Consider the following 16,290-nt stretch of genomic DNA (forward strand, 5'->3'; position numbering starts at 1 on the left):
ACCAACTGAGCTAATCACCCCCGCTGTGTGGAGTCGCATTATAGGGAGAGTTGAAAATGAGTCAACGCATTTTCTAAAGTTTTTATTCGTTCGTCGTAAAATTAAACAAAACGATCGCAAAACGGGCGGTGGCGCATGATTTCTAAACAAAAACAGCAAACTCCGCCACGATAAAGGGATCGACATTGAGGAATCCCCCCACAGTGATAGAATATTGCCCATCGTTTTTTCCCCGGGATTTGCCGATTGCCGGCATCTTTATAACGTAAGGCCATTTCATGAAAATCAAAACTCGCTTCGCGCCGAGCCCGACAGGTTATCTGCACGTCGGTGGTGCTCGTACTGCTCTCTATTCCTGGCTTTTTGCACGCCACAACCAAGGTGAGTTCGTGCTGCGTATAGAAGATACGGATCTTGAGCGCTCCACGCCGGAAGCAATTGAAGCCATTATGGATGGTATGAACTGGCTGAACCTGCAGTGGGACGAAGGCCCGTATTTCCAGACCAAACGTTTTGACCGCTATAACGCTGTTATTGATGAGATGCTGGTCGCGGGCACGGCGTATAAGTGCTACTGCTCCAAAGAGCGTCTGGATGCGCTGCGTGAAGAGCAGATGGCGAACGGTGAAAAACCGCGTTATGACGGCCGCTGCCGCCACGACCACAGCGAGCATGCCGCTGATGAGCCATGCGTGGTGCGTTTTGCTAACCCGCAGGATGGCTCGGTGATTTTCGACGACCAGATCCGTGGCCCGATTGAATTCAGCAACCAGGAGCTGGACGATCTGATCATACGCCGTACCGACGGTTCCCCAACCTATAACTTCTGTGTCGTGGTTGATGACTGGGATATGGAAATTACCCACGTTATCCGTGGTGAAGACCATATCAACAATACCCCACGCCAGATCAACATCCTGAAAGCGCTGAATGCACCTGTTCCGGTCTATGCACACGTCTCCATGATCAACGGCGACGACGGTAAAAAGCTGTCTAAACGTCACGGTGCGGTCAGCGTCATGCAGTATCGCGACGACGGCTATCTGCCGGAAGCGCTGCTGAACTATCTGGTGCGTCTGGGCTGGGCTCACGGCGACCAGGAGATCTTCAGTCGCGAAGAGATGATCGAACTGTTCTCTCTGAGCTCTGTGAGCAAATCTGCCAGCGCATTCAACACCGACAAGCTGCTGTGGCTCAACCATCACTACATCAATACCATGCCGCCGGAATATGTGGCGACTTACCTGCAGTGGCACATTGAGCAGGCAAACATTGATACCCGCACTGGCCCTGAGCTGGCGGACCTGGTAAAACTGCTCGGCGAGCGCTGCAAAACGCTGAAAGAAATTGCCGAAAGCTGCCGCTACTTCTATGAAGAGTTTGATGAGTTCGACGCTGACGCCGCGAAGAAGCACCTCCGCCCGGTTGCGCGTCAGCCGCTGGAAGTGGTGCGTGACAAGCTTGCTGCGCTCACCGAGTGGACCGCTGAAAATGTGCATCACGCCATTCAGGCGACCGCAGACGAACTGGAAGTGGGCATGGGCAAAGTCGGTATGCCGCTGCGCGTTGCGGTGACCGGCGCGGGTCAGTCTCCGGCTCTGGATGTGACTGTCCATGCCATCGGCAAGTCACGCAGCGTGGCGCGCATCAACAAGGCGCTGGATTTTATTGCAGAACGTGAAAATCAGCAGTAATTAAGCCATCTATAAGAAAAACGGCAGGGTATCCTGCCGTTTTTTTTGCCTTTTATTCGGCAATACCCAGACGAGCAAGAAAACCGCGTATGCCTTCGCGCTTCAGTAAGGTATCCAGACGCTGCTGTTCAAGCTCAGTCATACTCTCCAGCGTTTCGATAATGCCCGGACGCAGACGTGAAGGCTGTTCATTGTAGGATGAGGCCACCTCAGCCAGATGATAAACCGCCTGGCGGTTACGGATAGCCGGGAGGCTCATAATATGCTCCTTCACGCGTGCATCAACGTGAATGAGCCGCGCCCGACCGCCTTTTACGCCATTGAGTCCTTCGGTTTTCCACCCCTGCTGCCGTATCCAGCGATTTACCGTTTGTCTGGCAACACCCAAATTCTCCGCCAGCTCTTCCGTGGTCATTTTGCTACGTAGTCTTTTCATATTAATTCTGGTCGCGAATCCCTAAACGTTGCAACAAACCGGTAATCCCTTCCCGCAATAGCAGCGATGTCATCTGCTTCTGCTCTTCCGGCGTCATTTCATTAGCCAGCGTCAGGAGTAGGGTATGAAGCGAACTGTCAGTGCTGATGCCGTCAGGCACAGCGGATGTTTCCGTTGCCCGGCGTGCGCTGCGGATAAAGTCACGCACCTTTTCGTTCACATGCACCAGGCGCGCTTTACCCCCCTGGACACCGGGCTTGGGCGACGTTATCCAACCCTCTTTGCGTACCCATTTATTGATGGTCTGTCGGCTATAGCCAGTGAGCAGGGCTAACTCTTCCGGCGTCATTCGTTCCTTGATCATGCAATTTCCTGAATATTCGTGGGGTTAATTAACGGCTCATTTTATAGCACCGTTTTACGTGAAAACGTGACAGGCTTAACTCATGACTGCGAGCAGGCTCGCAAAGTGATTCATTTGCATGATTTTTCGGCGATTGAACCGCGGCTATTGATTTTGCCGTTGACACTCCGCGGTGGAATTCATATTATGCCGCCCGTCAACATGACAGCTTTACTATGGGGCTATAGCTCAGCTGGGAGAGCGCCTGCATGGCATGCAGGAGGTCAGCGGTTCGATCCCGCTTAGCTCCACCAAAATTTTAAACCCTCGTCAAAAGACGAGGGTTTTTTTTTTATGTTTTTGTAACACCCCTAAACGTATTTTGTTGCCAAAATGGTTTTTTTCCATATCCCCCCTCAACCGAAATCAATAAATCAGTCTATAAATAGACTTCAACTTGATTCGCGTAATTAATAAACCTATTATCCATGCGGTCAATGATATGAATGGATAATAATCTCCCCCAGCTTAATGAATAGAAAATCGTATAATAATGTAAAGATATTTATAATTGCTCTGGCGATCTGTCTGATTGCGGTTCCCGTTTCCCGTTATCTCTCCCCGCGTGCAATTGTTAATGAACACGACGTTTATTTAGCGTGGCTCCCGTTAAGCGTTATGCTGGCGATTATGCTGTTATTGGGGCGCCGCGGTATTCTGCCTATTCTGATAAGTTTTATGGTTGCTAATATATTTAACGTAAATTTAGCACCGCTACAATATTCAGTGTTACTGTTCTGTCAGACTTTCTCCGTATTCGCTGCCTGCGGTGTTCTGCGCCTTCTGCTGGGCCGGCGCTGGCGCTACTGTATGCCCAACAGGCACATTGGGTTACGCATATTTTGGCTCGGCTTTATGGTGCCGATAGGCATTAAAATGTCGATGTATCTCGCTGGCTATTTCTTTGATTTTCCGGTCACAATCTCAACTTTCTTCGGCGAAGGAACGGTAATTTATAACGTTGTTGATATTCAAAGCCTGATATGCGCGGCGATGATTTTTACCATGATGTTCTATTATCCGTTAAGAATGATTATTAATCCTCGTTATGCCATCAAGTTCTGGCGGCGAAGTGTGAAGTCCGTGTTTTTACACAAGAAATCATTATATATATTCGTCTGGCTGATGCTGTTAATAGCCATCATCGCAATTTTATGTGCGCCTTTTGAGTCGCCTGTTATTGCGGGCTATTTGATGCCGATTATTTTCATTCTCTTTACGTTAGCGATTAGCCGTCTGAGCTACGCGCTTATCTCTCTGCTGTGGGCCACCTCTGCGCTTCTGCTGTTGACCTACAATTACAACTTTCTTAACGGAGTGGAGTCGGGCCATTCGCTCTCCTTTATCCTGTCGGTACTGATCTCTTTTGCTATCTGCCTGCTTTATATGTCGCGTATCTATCAGCGAAGCGAATGGTTGAAGCAGGGCTGGCAGGACAGAGCGCTCACCGATCCGCTGACCGGATTACCCAACATTCGTGCGCTGGAAGATTTTCTCCTCGACCACCCGGATGCCAAAGTGTGTTGCCTGAGAATGGATAATCTGGAGTTTTTAAGTCGCCATTACGGCATTCTCATGCGGGTGCACTGCAAACGAATGATCACGTCCTCTCTCCAGCCGCTGTTGCAAAAAGATGAGACGCTTTTCCAGCTGCCGGGAAGCGAGCTGGTGCTGGTATTGCTTGGGCAGGGAACGGCCGAGCGCCTCCAGCATATGGTTGATCGGCTGAACAGCCGTAAGATTTTCTGGAACAATACCGGGCTGGATATCGAATTTGGCGCGTCCTGGGGAATGGTCGAAAACGGTGAGAAACTGCACCACACGCTGGGGCAACTGAGCTGGCTGGCCGAGCAATCCTGCGGAGCGCACAACGTTCTTGCGCTGACGAATAGCCTGGAAGCTGCATCAGGACAAACAACGGAGCGTGTCCTGATGCTGGCGCGGATTAAGCACGCCCTGGAGGCGGGGCAGTTCCATTTGTATGCGCAGCCGATCCAGAAGGCGGACGGTAGCGGGTATTACGAAATTCTGGCGCGTATGGAGAGTGAGGGCGAGATCATCACCCCTGACCGCTTTATTCCCCTGATTGCCCAGTTCAACCTCAGCCACCGGTTTGATATGTGCGTCATGGAAAAATTACTGCTGTGGCTGCGCGATCACCCAGCGACGCAGGCTGGCACCCGTTTCTCTGTCAATCTGATGCCGCTTACGCTGATGCAAAATGAGGTGGCGACTGAGATTTGTGCGCTCTTTGAACGGTACGGGGTTGCGCCTCAGGCTGTCGTGATTGAGATCACCGAAGAGCAGGCCTTCTCCAATTCCGGCTGCAGCATCCACAATATTCAGCAGCTGCGGGATTACGGTTTCAGGATTGCCATCGATGATTTTGGTACCGGCTACGCCAACTACGAGCGTCTGAGACGCCTGCAGGCAGACATCATTAAAATTGACGGCTGCTTCGTGAAAGATATTTGTACTGATGATATGGACGCAATGATCGTCCAGTCGATATGTAATCTGGCGAAGACGAAATCACTGTGCGTGGTGGCAGAATATGTTGAGACACCAGCGCAGAGGGAGATGCTGCTACGCTTCGGCGTGGACTACCTGCAGGGCTACCTGATAGGCAAACCCAAACCGCTGGAAGAATTGCGGGCATAAAAAAACCGGGAGCAAGTCTCCCGGTTTTTTTTACGGTAAACGTTACAGAACCAGCGCAGCGATAGAAGCAGACAGGACGCTCACCAGGGTGGAGCCGTAAACCAGTTTCAGGCCAAAGCGAGAAACCACGTTACCCTGTTCTTCGTTCAGGCCTTTAATCGCACCGGCGATAATACCGATGGACGAGAAGTTCGCGAAGGAGACCAGGAATACGGACAGAATGCCTTCCGCACGTGGAGAGAGCGTGCTGGCGATTTTCTGCAGATCCATCATCGCAACGAATTCGTTAGAAACCAGTTTGGTCGCCATGATACTGCCCACCTGCAGCGCTTCATGAGCCGGAACACCCATCACCCATGCGACAGGGTAGAAGATGTAGCCCAGGATGCCCTGGAAGGAGATGCCCAGCACTGCGGCGAACAGGGCGTTCAGTGCGGAGATCAGAGCGATAAAGCCGATCAGCATCGCGGCAACGATAATCGCCACTTTGAAACCTGCCAGGATGTACTCACCCAGCATTTCGAAGAAGCTCTGACCTTCGTGCAGGTTAGACATCTGGATGTTCTCTTCGCTGGCGTCAACGCGATACGGGTTGATCAGCGACAGAACGATAAAGGTGCTGAACATATTCAGAACCAGCGCTGCAACCACATATTTTGGCTCCAGCATGGTCATATATGCGCCCACGATAGACATGGAAACGGTAGACATCGCGGTTGCCGCCATGGTGTACATGCGGTTACGGGACATTTTGCCGAGGATATCTTTATACGCGATGAAGTTCTCAGACTGACCGAGGATCAGGGAACTTACGGCGTTGAAAGATTCCAGCTTGCCCATGCCGTTTACTTTGGATAACAGGAAACCAATGCCACGAATAACGAACGGCAGAACGCGGATGTGCTGCAGAATACCGATCAGCGCGGAGATGAAGACGATTGGGCACAGTACCTTCAGGAAGAAGAATGCCAGACCTTCGTCGTTCATTTTACCGAAGACAAAGTTTGTCCCTTCGTTGGCGAATCCGAGCAGTTTTTCGAACATTTCGGAGAAGCCTTTCACGAAGCCGAGGCCTACGTTGGAGTTCAGGAAGAACCACGCAAGTAAAACTTCAATGACCAGCAGCTGGACAACATAACGAATACGAATTTTTTTGCGGTCTGTGCTGACCAGCAATGCGAGTGCAGTAACGACAACAAGTGCCAGGACAAAATGAAGGACGCGGTCCATATTTGCTCCAAATATGAGGCAGGTTTAATTTTCGTGCACATTCTATGTAACAAGCGAAAAGAAAACGAGATCAGGGACACACTATAGTTACATCCTGTGACGAGTCTCAAAATTAGTGATCCACAATACATTTTTGTTATGTTAGGTAAATGAGTGAAAAGTTAAGTTTGTGTGCTACGCTTCACAAATGACCGCGCATTTTCACATTCTGTGATGTCGCACCACCTGCCCATCTATTGTTCTTAGCTATCAGAGAAATCATTTTAAACTCTCTAAATGATCTTGATAATCATTCTCATTTTGATAGCATTAAACATAGCAAAGGCTATATTTCCAGAGGCAGATAATGACAAACAGTCGCGTAGAGGGTAGCAGTGGTAGAGCCGCGCGCAAGTTGCGGTTCGCATTAATGGGACCTGCTTTTATTGCTGCCATCGGCTATATCGATCCGGGTAATTTTGCGACCAATATTCAGGCCGGGGCCAGTTTCGGCTATAAGCTGCTGTGGGTGGTCGTCTGGGCAAACATGATGGCGATGCTGATTCAGATGCTCTCTGCAAAACTGGGGATTGCCACGGGTAAAAACCTGGCGGAGCAAATTCGCGATCATTATCCCCGTCCGGCGGTGTGGCTCTACTGGGTTCAGGCGGAAATTATCGCCATGGCAACCGATCTCGCTGAATTTATCGGGGCAGCGATTGGCTTTAAGCTGATTCTGGGCGTGTCGCTGTTACAGGGGGCGGTGCTGACCGGGATTGCCACATTCCTGATCCTGATGCTGCAACGTCGGGGTCAAAAACCGCTGGAGAAGGTCATTGGTGGACTGCTGCTGTTTGTTGCTGCGGCGTACATCGTCGAGCTGATTTTCTCACAGCCGAATCTGGCGCAGCTCGCAAAAGGCATGGTGATCCCAGGTCTGCCAACCTCGGAAGCGGTTTTCCTGGCCGCCGGGGTCCTTGGGGCGACCATTATGCCGCATGTCATTTATTTGCACTCCTCGTTAACCCAGCATCTGCACGGCGGGACGCGTAAAGAACGCTACTCGGCAACCAAATGGGATGTTGCAATCGCCATGACCATCGCGGGTTTTGTGAATCTGGCGATGATGGCCACCGCAGCCGCCGCTTTCCACTTTAACGGTCATACTGGCGTCGCCGATCTCGACCAGGCTTACCTCACGCTGGAGCCGTTACTGAGCCATGCTGCTGCCACGATATTTGGTCTGAGCCTGGTTGCCGCCGGTCTCTCCTCCACGGTGGTGGGGACGCTGGCAGGGCAGGTGGTGATGCAGGGATTTGTTCGCTTCCATATTCCATTGTGGGTGCGTCGTTTTATCACCATGCTTCCGTCGTTTATCGTGATTCTGATGGGGCTCGATCCAACGCGAATTCTGGTGATGAGCCAGGTGCTGCTGAGCTTTGGTATTGCGCTGGCGCTGGTGCCGCTGCTGATTTTCACCAGCAATAAAACTCTGATGGGCGAACTGGTTAATACGACGCTGGTGAAACGGGCCGGGTGGGCCATCGTGGTGGTAGTCGTGGCGCTGAACTTGTGGTTGTTGGTGGGAACCGCGCTGGGTCTTTAACAAAAAAGGAGCCGCAGGGGCTCCTTTTGGATTAGTGATGATGGCCGTGACCATGACCTTTGCCGCGACCCCAGCCGCGACGGTCGTCACGATCCCGCCAGCCTTCACGGTAACCGCGCTCATAGGCGTTGTCTTTATACCAGCCGCGGTGTCTGCCGTTGTCATGTTTCCACCAGCGGTCGCCGCGCCACTCATAGTGACGATGCCAGTAATCACGGTCGCGCCAGTAGCCACCGTCCCAGTATCTGCCGTAGTCGTCACGATCGCCAATTTGTAATTTTACTGATGGCAACAGGGTGATTTCGCCAGCAGTGGCGACCAGCGGGGCAGAAGCCAGTAATACCGCTGCAAGAATCAGTGACCTGAACATACTCTTTCTCCTTCACGATCGGGGCCTTCGTGGGGCCAGTTAACGCAATATTACGAGTTGGTAAAGGCTCGTTTCATCGCCTCAACTCCGAATTCCCGAGGGAGAGCACTTTTTGCTAAAAGTGGTTTTATTTTGAACTACTCAGGATCTGGTCGATTAGAGAAAGTTCTTCTGCGGTAAACTGGCGGTTTTCCAGCATACCCACGGCATCATCAATCTGAGCCGTTTTGCTGGCTCCGATCAGCACCGACGTGACCTCCTCATGGCGTAATACCCAGGCAAGCGCCATCTGCGAGAGCTTCTGGCCGCGGCTTTCTGCCAGGGCGTTTAGCTGGCGCACCTTCTCAAGCTTCTCTTCGGTGATCTGTTCCGGGTTAAGGAATTGACTGCCGCTTGCCGCACGGGAATCGGCGGGAATACCGTTAAGATACCGGTTGGTCAACTGTCCCCCTGCCAGCGGCGAGAAGGGAATACAGCCGACCCCTTTTTCCTGCAGAACATCCAGCAAACCCTCTTCCGGCGCACGTTCGAACATCGAGTATTTCGGCTGGTGGATCAGGCAGGGCGTGCCCAGGTCATTAAGGATATCAATCGCTTTTCGCGCCAGCTCGGCAGGATAGTTGGATAACCCGACATACAGGGCTTTGCCCTGGCGCACCAGATGGTCAAGCGCTTTCATGGTTTCCTGCAGCGGCGTTACCGGGTCAGGACGGTGATGATAGAAGATATCGACATATTCCAGCCCCATGCGCTTCAGGCTTTGATCGAGGCTTGCCAGCAGATATTTACGCGATCCCCAGTCGCCGTAAGGGCCGTCCCACATGGTATATCCCGCTTTCGTGGAGACGATCAATTCGTCGCGCCAGGGCAGGAAATCCTCCTGCAAAATACGGCCGAAATTACGCTCGGCGGACCCCGGAGGGGGACCATAGTTATTGGCAAGGTCGAAATGCGTAATACCCAGATCGAACGCGCGCTGTAAAAGTTGACGGCTATTTTCGATAAGCGTGGCGTCACCAAAGTTATGCCACAGCCCCAGCGAGACCGCGGGCAACCTGAGTCCGCTTTGTCCGCAGCGGCGATACTCCATTGTCTGATAACGATTTTTGTCCGGCTGATAACCCATTCGTATGACCTCTCGTGCTGAAGAGAAAAATCAGTGTATACGTTTACATTAACGTGAAAAAAAGCAGCATAGCCCAGCATTTTTTGTAAAGCATTCTTTCCATAGCCTTCTTATCGCCAATTCTGGACAGCCATCACGCTTATTTAATACTCAAAGTGAGGTCAACATCAGAAGGATACCTGTTTATGCGTACCCCGTACTGCGTCGCCGATTACCTGCTGGACCGTCTTACAGATTGTGGAGCCGATCATCTGTTTGGCGTGCCGGGCGACTATAACCTGCAGTTTCTCGACCACGTAATAGACAGCCCGGATATCTGCTGGGTGGGCTGTGCCAACGAGTTAAACGCCTCTTATGCCGCTGACGGATATGCCCGCTGTAAGGGCTTCGCCGCGCTGCTGACGACGTTTGGCGTCGGCGAATTAAGTGCCATGAACGGCATTGCGGGCAGCTATGCCGAGCACGTTCCGGTGCTGCATATTGTTGGCGCGCCGGGGATGGCGTCTCAGCAAAGGGGGGAACTGCTGCACCATACGCTGGGCGACGGTGAGTTTCGTCATTTTTACCATATGAGCGAACCGATCACCGCTGCACAGGCGATCCTGACCGAACAAAACGCCTGTTATGAAATCGACCGGGTGTTAACGACCATGCTCCGGGAACGTCGCCCCGGCTATCTGATGCTGCCTGCCGACGTGGCAAAAAAAGCCGCTACGCCGCCTGTAAACGCTCTCACGCTCCGGCATGCGCATGCCGATAGCGCCTGCCTGAAAGCGTTCCGGGATGCTGTGGAGCGTCAACTGGCAGCGAGTAAACGTACCGCGCTGTTAGCGGATTTTCTTGTCCTGCGCCATGGGCTGAAGCACGCGCTGCAGAAGTGGGTGAAGGATGTGCCGATGGCGCATGCCACGATGCTGATGGGCAAAGGCATTTTCGACGAACGTAACGCCGGTTTTTACGGCACCTACAGCGGTTCGGCCAGTGCCGGTCCGGTAAAAGAGGCGATAGAGGGGGCGGATACGGTGCTGTGCATTGGCACGCGTTTTACCGATACTCTGACGGCCGGGTTTACCCATCAGTTAACGCCTGCACAGACGATAGAAGTCCAGCCTCATGCCGCCCGCGTCGGCGATATCTGGTTTACCGGCATCCCGATGGCCCAGGCCATTGAAGCGCTGCTGGAGCTGTGCAAACAGCATATTCACGATAAGCCTGTTCCGGCATCGCACAGCGCGATGAATTTCCCTCAGCCGGACGGCTCACTTACGCAGGAGAATTTCTGGCAAACGCTGCAAACGTTTATTCGCCCGGGAGACATCATCCTGGCCGATCAGGGCACCTCGGCCTTCGGCGCGATTGACCTGCGTTTGCCTGCCGACGTGAATTTTATCGTCCAGCCGCTGTGGGGCTCGATCGGCTACACCCTGGCCGCGGCGTTCGGTGCGCAAACGGCATGCCCGAACCGGCGGGTGATTGTGCTGACGGGGGATGGCGCGGCACAGCTGACCATTCAGGAGCTCGGGTCAATGTTGCGTGATAAACAACATCCCATCATTCTGGTGCTCAACAACGAAGGATACACGGTTGAAAGGGCAATTCACGGGCCGGAACAGCGTTACAATGACATTGCGCTATGGAACTGGACGCAAATCCCGCAGGCCCTGAGCCTCGATCCTCAGGCCCAGTGCTGGCAAGTCAGTGAAGCGGAGCAGCTGGCGGACGTGCTGGAAAAAGTGGCGCACCACGAGCGGCTCTCGCTGATTGAGGTGATGCTGCCAAAAGCCGATATCCCACCGCTGCTGGGGGCGCTCACCAAAGCGCTGGAAGCGCGCAATAGCGCCTGATTATTTGTCGTTTCGCCAGGCCATCATCATCGGTTTGCCCGCCAGCAGGAGCCAGGCGGGCAACATCACGATGCAGAGCAGCGGGAACAGCGTCGAATCCGGCACCACCACCGCCGCCATAAACAGGCTCAGCCATGCATCGCGCGTCACCACCAGTACCAGCCCCAGAATAGAGCAGGATACGGTAATCGCCGCCGGAACCGCGTCGACATGCTCGTGCAGCATCAGCCCCAGCGCCACGCCGACAAACACCGCCGGGAAGATACGCCCGCCGCGGAAACCGCACGCTGCAGCAACGACAAGCGCCGCCAGCTTGATGACGGCAAACAACAGGTAATCGGACACGCTAAATACCTGGCTGAAGGCCAGCTGCTGCATCTCGTCCAGACCTTTGAACAGGGTCACCGTTCCGCCAATTGCGCCTAAAACACCGAGGATTAGCCCCCCTGTTCCCAGAATCAATACCGGATGTTTGAGTTTATGCACCAGCCGGTGCAGGCGCGGAAGACACCATACCGCCACCATGCCCAGCGCGATGGCGATCGCGACGACGATGGCGCCGCTGAATATATCTGCAATCCGCATCTCTCCGTAGTGCGGCAGAGAGAGGGAAAAATGGGGATGGAAAAACAGGCTTGTCGTCAGCGCGCCTGCAGCCGCGGCCATCAGCGGAGCGAACAGCTTATCCCAGAGCGGGACGTCGTTATCACTGGCCAACGTCTGAGAAAAGATCAGGGCAGCAGCGACAGGCGTGCCAAAAAGCGCCCCGATGGTGCCTGCGGAGGCGAGGATGGTCCAGTCCAGCGCGCCGACGCGAGGCAATATGCGTGAACCAAGAAAAACCGCCAGGCCAATGTTCACGGCCATAATCGGATGCTCAGGTCCCAGACTAACGCCTCCAGCCAGACCGATAATCAGCGCAATGATGAGCCCTGGCAACGCCGAGGGGGCTACCGGGGCACCAATCAGCGGTTCCTGTGCCGGATCGGGGCCGGCATGGCCGGGACTAAAACGGATCACCAGGCCCACTGCAATACCGGTTAACGTCAGCATCCCAACGATCCAGGCAGGAGAATCAGCGGTGACGCCCAGTCCAGCCGGAAGCGCGTTCCATAATAGTGTTTGCAGCACCGACGCGATTTTCATCACGACGATAAGGACCAGGCTTGAGGCCACGCCAATGATCAGCGCCGGAATTGCCAGCAACAGCATGGTTCTGGCTCGCGGGTGGAGCATGATGATTTCCTTGTACAAAATGCAATGACGTTACTTTGCATATTAAGCCTTATGGCAATAGTGCAAAAGGTGCTGAAACGGTAAAGTTATTCTGTGACGAAGATCGATAATCCACGGGCATTCACCTTCCGGTCGTTGTTGTTATCACGCCTTGAATTTACAGTGTCCGAAAGATTTATTCTGACTTTAGCGGAGCAGTAGAAGAATGACAAAGTATGCTTTGGTAGGCGATGTGGGCGGCACGAACGCGCGTCTCGCATTATGCGATGTAAGTAGCGGTGAAATTTCCCGGGCGAAGACCTACTCAGGGCTGGATTACCCAAGCCTTGAAGCCGTTGTTCGCGTCTATCTGGAAGAGCATCAGGTGAGCGTCGAAGACGGCTGCATCGCCATTGCCTGCCCGATAACCGGCGACTGGGTCGCAATGACCAACCATACCTGGGCATTCTCCATCGCAGAGATGAAAAAGAATCTCGGTTTTGCGCATCTGGAAATCATCAATGACTTCACCGCGGTGTCCATGGCGATCCCGATGCTGAAGCCGGAGCATCTGATCCAGTTTGGCGGCGCTGAACCGGTCGAGGGCAAGCCGATTGCGGTTTACGGGGCCGGTACCGGCCTGGGCGTGTCGCACCTGGTGCATGTTGCTCAGCGCTGGGTGAGCCTGCCGGGTGAAGGCGGCCATGTGGACTTTGCGCCAAACAGCGAAGAAGAGGGCATTATCCTCGAAGAGTTACGCGCGGAGATCGGCCACGTTTCCGCCGAGCGCGTCCTGTCAGGGCCGGGGCTGGTGAACCTGTATCGTGCGATTGTGAAATCGGACGGTCGTCTGCCGGAAAACCTGCAGCCGAAAGACGTCACTGAACGCGCGCTGGCGGACAGCTGCATCGACTGCCGTCGCGCTCTTTCGCTGTTCTGCGTCATTATGGGACGGTTCGGCGGCAACCTGGCGCTAACGCTGGGCACCTTTGGCGGGGTCTATATTGCGGGCGGGATCGTGCCGCGCTTCCTCGACTTCTTTAAAGCCTCCGGTTTCCGCGGCGGGTTTGAAGATAAAGGGCGTTTCAGAAGCTACGTACAGGACATTCCCGTTTATCTCATCGTGCATGATAACCCAGGCCTTCTGGGTTCGGGTGCCCATCTGCGTCAGGTTCTCGGCCAAATCCTCTGATGCATCATTACCCTCTCCCGCGGGAGAGGGCTCTTTCGTTACAGGTGCATCAGCTGGCGGAACTCTTTCACTTTGCTGCGGCTCACCGGTACCTGAAAATCCAAATCCTTCAGGCGCAAAATATAGGTGTTGTTAAACCACGGTTCGATCTCGCGGATCTTATTTAAATTGACGCAAAACGAACGGTGGCAGCGGAAAAAGTGGGCTGACGGAAGCTTGCTGCAGAATTCAGTAATGTTCATCGCCATGACATACGATTCCCGCCGCGTATAGACAAACGTCATCTTTTCGTGCGCTTCGGCATAGTAGATATCGTTGACCGGGGTCACGATGATGCGCTCATCTTTGACAAGATTAATGGTGTCGTTTTCCCGTATCGTCGGGCTGGCAGTAGCCGGAGCGCTCTGTTGCTGCCATGCGGCCTCCAGCTTTTGCAGCATGCTGACAATTCGCGACTCCTGGTAAGGCTTCAGAATATAGTCAAATGCCTCCAGCTCGAAGGCTTCTACGGCATGCTCTTTCCATGCGGTAACGAACACAATAAACGGCTTATGGGCAAACTGATTGATATTTTGCGCCAGCAGCACGCCGTCCAGCGAGGGAATATTGATATCCAGAAAAATCGCTTCAACCCGGTTATGCTGCAGAAACTTCAGCACGTCCAGACCATCATCAAACGTACCCACAATCTCCATCTGGCTGTGGGTTTTGATAAGCCAGGTTAGTTCCTGTTGAGCCAGGAATTCATCTTCAACGATGATGACTTTCATATTACTCACCCTGAGGTAATAAAGATGTCGCCGCATGAACAGGGGAGCGCTCATTCGGGACGTAAAAAGCGATTTCAGTGCCTGGTTCAAGACGATGAATATGCAGCCCGTCGCCGTAGAGAAGCTTGACTCTGTGGTGCACGTTCAGCAGCCCGATTTTATTCCCGGGCATCTCGTTAGACTCCACGCGCTCAATGACTTTTGGGTCAATCCCGTGGCCGGTATCGCGTACCGCAATTCGCACCCGGTTGCCGCTTTCGGTGATGCTGATGGTGACCACACCTTTGCCTTTACAGGGCTGAATACCGTGAACAATCGCGTTTTCAACCAGCGGCTGGATCAGCAGGCTCGGGATCACGCAGTTGACCTCTTCATCAATATCGTAAATCACCGTGAGCTTGTCGCCAAAGCGCGCCTGCTCAATCGCGATATAGTCTTTGATCTGATAAAGCTCTTTTTTAATGTCGATCTGCTCGTCATCTTTCAGTTCGATGTTGTAGCGCAGATAGCGCGACAGGTTAAAAATCAGCTGGCGCGCGGTGTCCGGATTCAAACGAATGGAAGAGGAGATAGCGTTGAGCGCGTTAAACAGGAAATGGGGATTAATTTTGCTCTGCAGCGCGCGCAGCTCTGCCTTATTTGCCATCTCACGCAGCTGTTCTGCCCGGGAGACCTCAAGCTGAGTAGAGATAATCTGCGACAGGCCAATGGCCATCTCCTGTAGCGTGGAGGTGATCTGATGCGCGTGGCAGTAATAAATTTTCAGCGTGCCCGTCACAACGCCTTTTTCCCATAGCGGGATCACCAGCATTGAGTGAATTTCCGGCGTTCGGTGAGCTTCATCATTGTTTTTAATAATGATTTTGCCGTAGTTAATCGCCTGTCTGGTGGTCGGACTAATGGTGTCGTCTCTGTCGCGATAGTTGTGCTCCCCGACGCCTACGTAGGCCAGCACGTGGTCGATATTGGTGATGGCGACGGCGTCAGCGTGAATGTCGTGGCGGATGATCTCGCAGACCTGGCGCAGCGACTCCGCGTTAACGTGGCGAAAGAGCGGCAGCGTTTTGTTGGCAATATCCAGTGCCAGCTTGGCCTGACGGGCGGCGCTGGCCTCTTTTTCCCCTTCAACGCTCTGTACCAGCAGCACGATAAAACCGATGCAGACGCTGCCCAGGATCATAGGAATACCGATTTTCGAGACGATATCCAGCCCCAGCGCGGTGGTGGGGGCCCAGACGACGACAAGGATCATGGTCAGCGTTTCGCACACCATGCCCGCAGCAATCCCGGCGCGCCAGCGCTGTTTTTTGGGGATCTTGCGGCCGATCCAGCCGGAAAGCACCCCGGCGATAATGCTGGTGATAAAGCATGGCACTGCCGTTACGCCACCGATATCAATCAGGTAGCGATGGGTCCCGGCAATCACGCCGGTAATGACACCCACCCACGGGCCAAACAAAATTCCGCCGGACATGACGGCGATAATGCGCACGTTAACCAGCGAACCCTCTACCGGCACCCCGGACCAGGTGCTGAACAGTGCGAACAGGGAAAAGATGGCGGTAACCGCCAGCAGCTCTTTCGGCGAGTGTGCGGATTTATGCAAAAGCTCGCGAAACAGGCGAATGCGAATCAGGAAGAACAGGCAAATCAGCATTAATGCCGCACGGTCAAAAACCGCCAGCAGCATAGTGAATATCTCGTGCACGGAGCAGACCTGGGCAAACGGGAAAGGACTATGATAAAAAACCTGGGGCGTATTGA

At 53.4% G+C, this 16,290-nt stretch carries 13 protein-coding genes and 1 tRNA gene; 6 read left to right on the forward strand and 8 right to left on the reverse strand.

The genetic code is table 11. The annotated features are described in order from the left end of the window. Positions 1–278 precede the first annotated feature (278 nt). The gene (gene gltX / locus IM273_RS21295; RefSeq protein ID WP_045631029.1) at positions 279–1,694 is read left to right on the forward strand and encodes a glutamate--tRNA ligase; all 1,416 of its coding nucleotides are present in this window, start codon (positions 279–281) and stop codon (positions 1,692–1,694) included. Positions 1,695–1,746: 52 nt separating this feature from the next. On the opposite strand, the gene IM273_RS21300 is transcribed toward gltX, so the two are convergent. Together IM273_RS21300 and IM273_RS21305 are read right to left on the reverse strand one after the other, a co-directional pair. Further along, on the reverse strand, positions 1,747–2,130 hold the full coding sequence (locus tag IM273_RS21300) for a YfeC-like transcriptional regulator (protein WP_032644902.1): 384 nt from the start codon (positions 2,128–2,130) through the stop codon (positions 1,747–1,749). Position 2,131: 1 nt separating this feature from the next. Then, positions 2,132–2,494, reverse strand: coding sequence for a YfeC-like transcriptional regulator (locus IM273_RS21305; RefSeq protein ID WP_193051201.1), 363 nt, complete (start codon positions 2,492–2,494; stop codon positions 2,132–2,134). Between the two features lie 217 nt (positions 2,495–2,711). Here IM273_RS21305 and IM273_RS21310 point away from each other — a divergent pair. Together IM273_RS21310 and IM273_RS21315 are read left to right on the forward strand one after the other, a co-directional pair. Beyond that, positions 2,712–2,787 (forward strand) — tRNA-Ala (locus tag IM273_RS21310). Positions 2,788–3,004: 217 nt separating this feature from the next. After that, on the forward strand, positions 3,005–5,194 hold the full coding sequence (locus tag IM273_RS21315) for an EAL domain-containing protein (protein ID WP_193051199.1): 2,190 nt from the start codon (positions 3,005–3,007) through the stop codon (positions 5,192–5,194). 42 nt (positions 5,195–5,236) lie between these two features. On the opposite strand, the gene IM273_RS21320 is transcribed toward IM273_RS21315, so the two are convergent. Further along, entirely contained in the window at positions 5,237–6,424 is a 1,188-nt protein-coding gene (locus IM273_RS21320; protein WP_008501591.1) for a NupC/NupG family nucleoside CNT transporter, read from the reverse strand. Between the two features lie 346 nt (positions 6,425–6,770). Here IM273_RS21320 and IM273_RS21325 point away from each other — a divergent pair, with 346 nt between their 5' ends. Further along, the gene (locus tag IM273_RS21325; protein WP_193051197.1) at positions 6,771–8,009 is read left to right on the forward strand and encodes an Nramp family divalent metal transporter; all 1,239 of its coding nucleotides are present in this window, start codon (positions 6,771–6,773) and stop codon (positions 8,007–8,009) included. A 31-nt stretch (positions 8,010–8,040) separates the two neighbouring features. On the opposite strand, the gene IM273_RS21330 is transcribed toward IM273_RS21325, so the two are convergent. After that, on the reverse strand, positions 8,041–8,379 hold the full coding sequence (locus IM273_RS21330; protein ID WP_041908820.1) for a DUF2502 domain-containing protein: 339 nt from the start codon (positions 8,377–8,379) through the stop codon (positions 8,041–8,043). Between the two features lie 127 nt (positions 8,380–8,506). Beyond that, entirely contained in the window at positions 8,507–9,505 is a 999-nt protein-coding gene (mgrA, locus tag IM273_RS21335; protein ID WP_193051195.1) for an L-glyceraldehyde 3-phosphate reductase, read from the reverse strand. A 185-nt stretch (positions 9,506–9,690) separates the two neighbouring features. Between mgrA and ipdC the strand changes: the two genes are divergently transcribed. Continuing rightward, on the forward strand, positions 9,691–11,349 hold the full coding sequence (gene ipdC, locus IM273_RS21340; RefSeq protein ID WP_193051193.1) for an indolepyruvate decarboxylase: 1,659 nt from the start codon (positions 9,691–9,693) through the stop codon (positions 11,347–11,349). Here ipdC and IM273_RS21345 read toward each other — a convergent pair whose 3' ends face one another. Beyond that, positions 11,350–12,585 (reverse strand): ion channel protein, encoded by a 1,236-nt coding sequence (locus IM273_RS21345; protein ID WP_028013982.1) that lies wholly within the window; start codon positions 12,583–12,585, stop codon positions 11,350–11,352. Positions 12,586–12,790: 205 nt separating this feature from the next. On the opposite strand from IM273_RS21345, the gene glk reads away from it, so the two are divergent. Beyond that, positions 12,791–13,756, forward strand: a complete 966-nt coding sequence (glk, locus tag IM273_RS21350) for a glucokinase (protein ID WP_028013981.1) — start codon at positions 12,791–12,793, stop codon at positions 13,754–13,756. A 38-nt stretch (positions 13,757–13,794) separates the two neighbouring features. Here the strand turns inward: glk and IM273_RS21355 are convergent, their stop codons facing one another. Both IM273_RS21355 and IM273_RS21360 read right to left on the reverse strand, forming a co-directional pair. Beyond that, positions 13,795–14,526 carry a LytTR family DNA-binding domain-containing protein gene (locus IM273_RS21355; RefSeq protein ID WP_193051191.1) on the reverse strand — a complete coding sequence of 244 codons (732 nt, stop codon included), beginning with the start codon at positions 14,524–14,526 and terminating at the stop codon, positions 13,795–13,797. A gap of 1 nt (position 14,527) precedes the next feature. Continuing rightward, positions 14,528–16,234, reverse strand: coding sequence for a sensor histidine kinase (locus IM273_RS21360; RefSeq protein WP_048959743.1), 1,707 nt, complete (start codon positions 16,232–16,234; stop codon positions 14,528–14,530). Positions 16,235–16,290 lie beyond the last annotated feature (56 nt).

Source organism: Enterobacter cloacae complex sp. P13B (genome assembly GCF_014895915.1).
Taxonomy (GTDB): Bacteria; Pseudomonadota; Gammaproteobacteria; order Enterobacterales; family Enterobacteriaceae; genus Enterobacter; species Enterobacter bugandensis.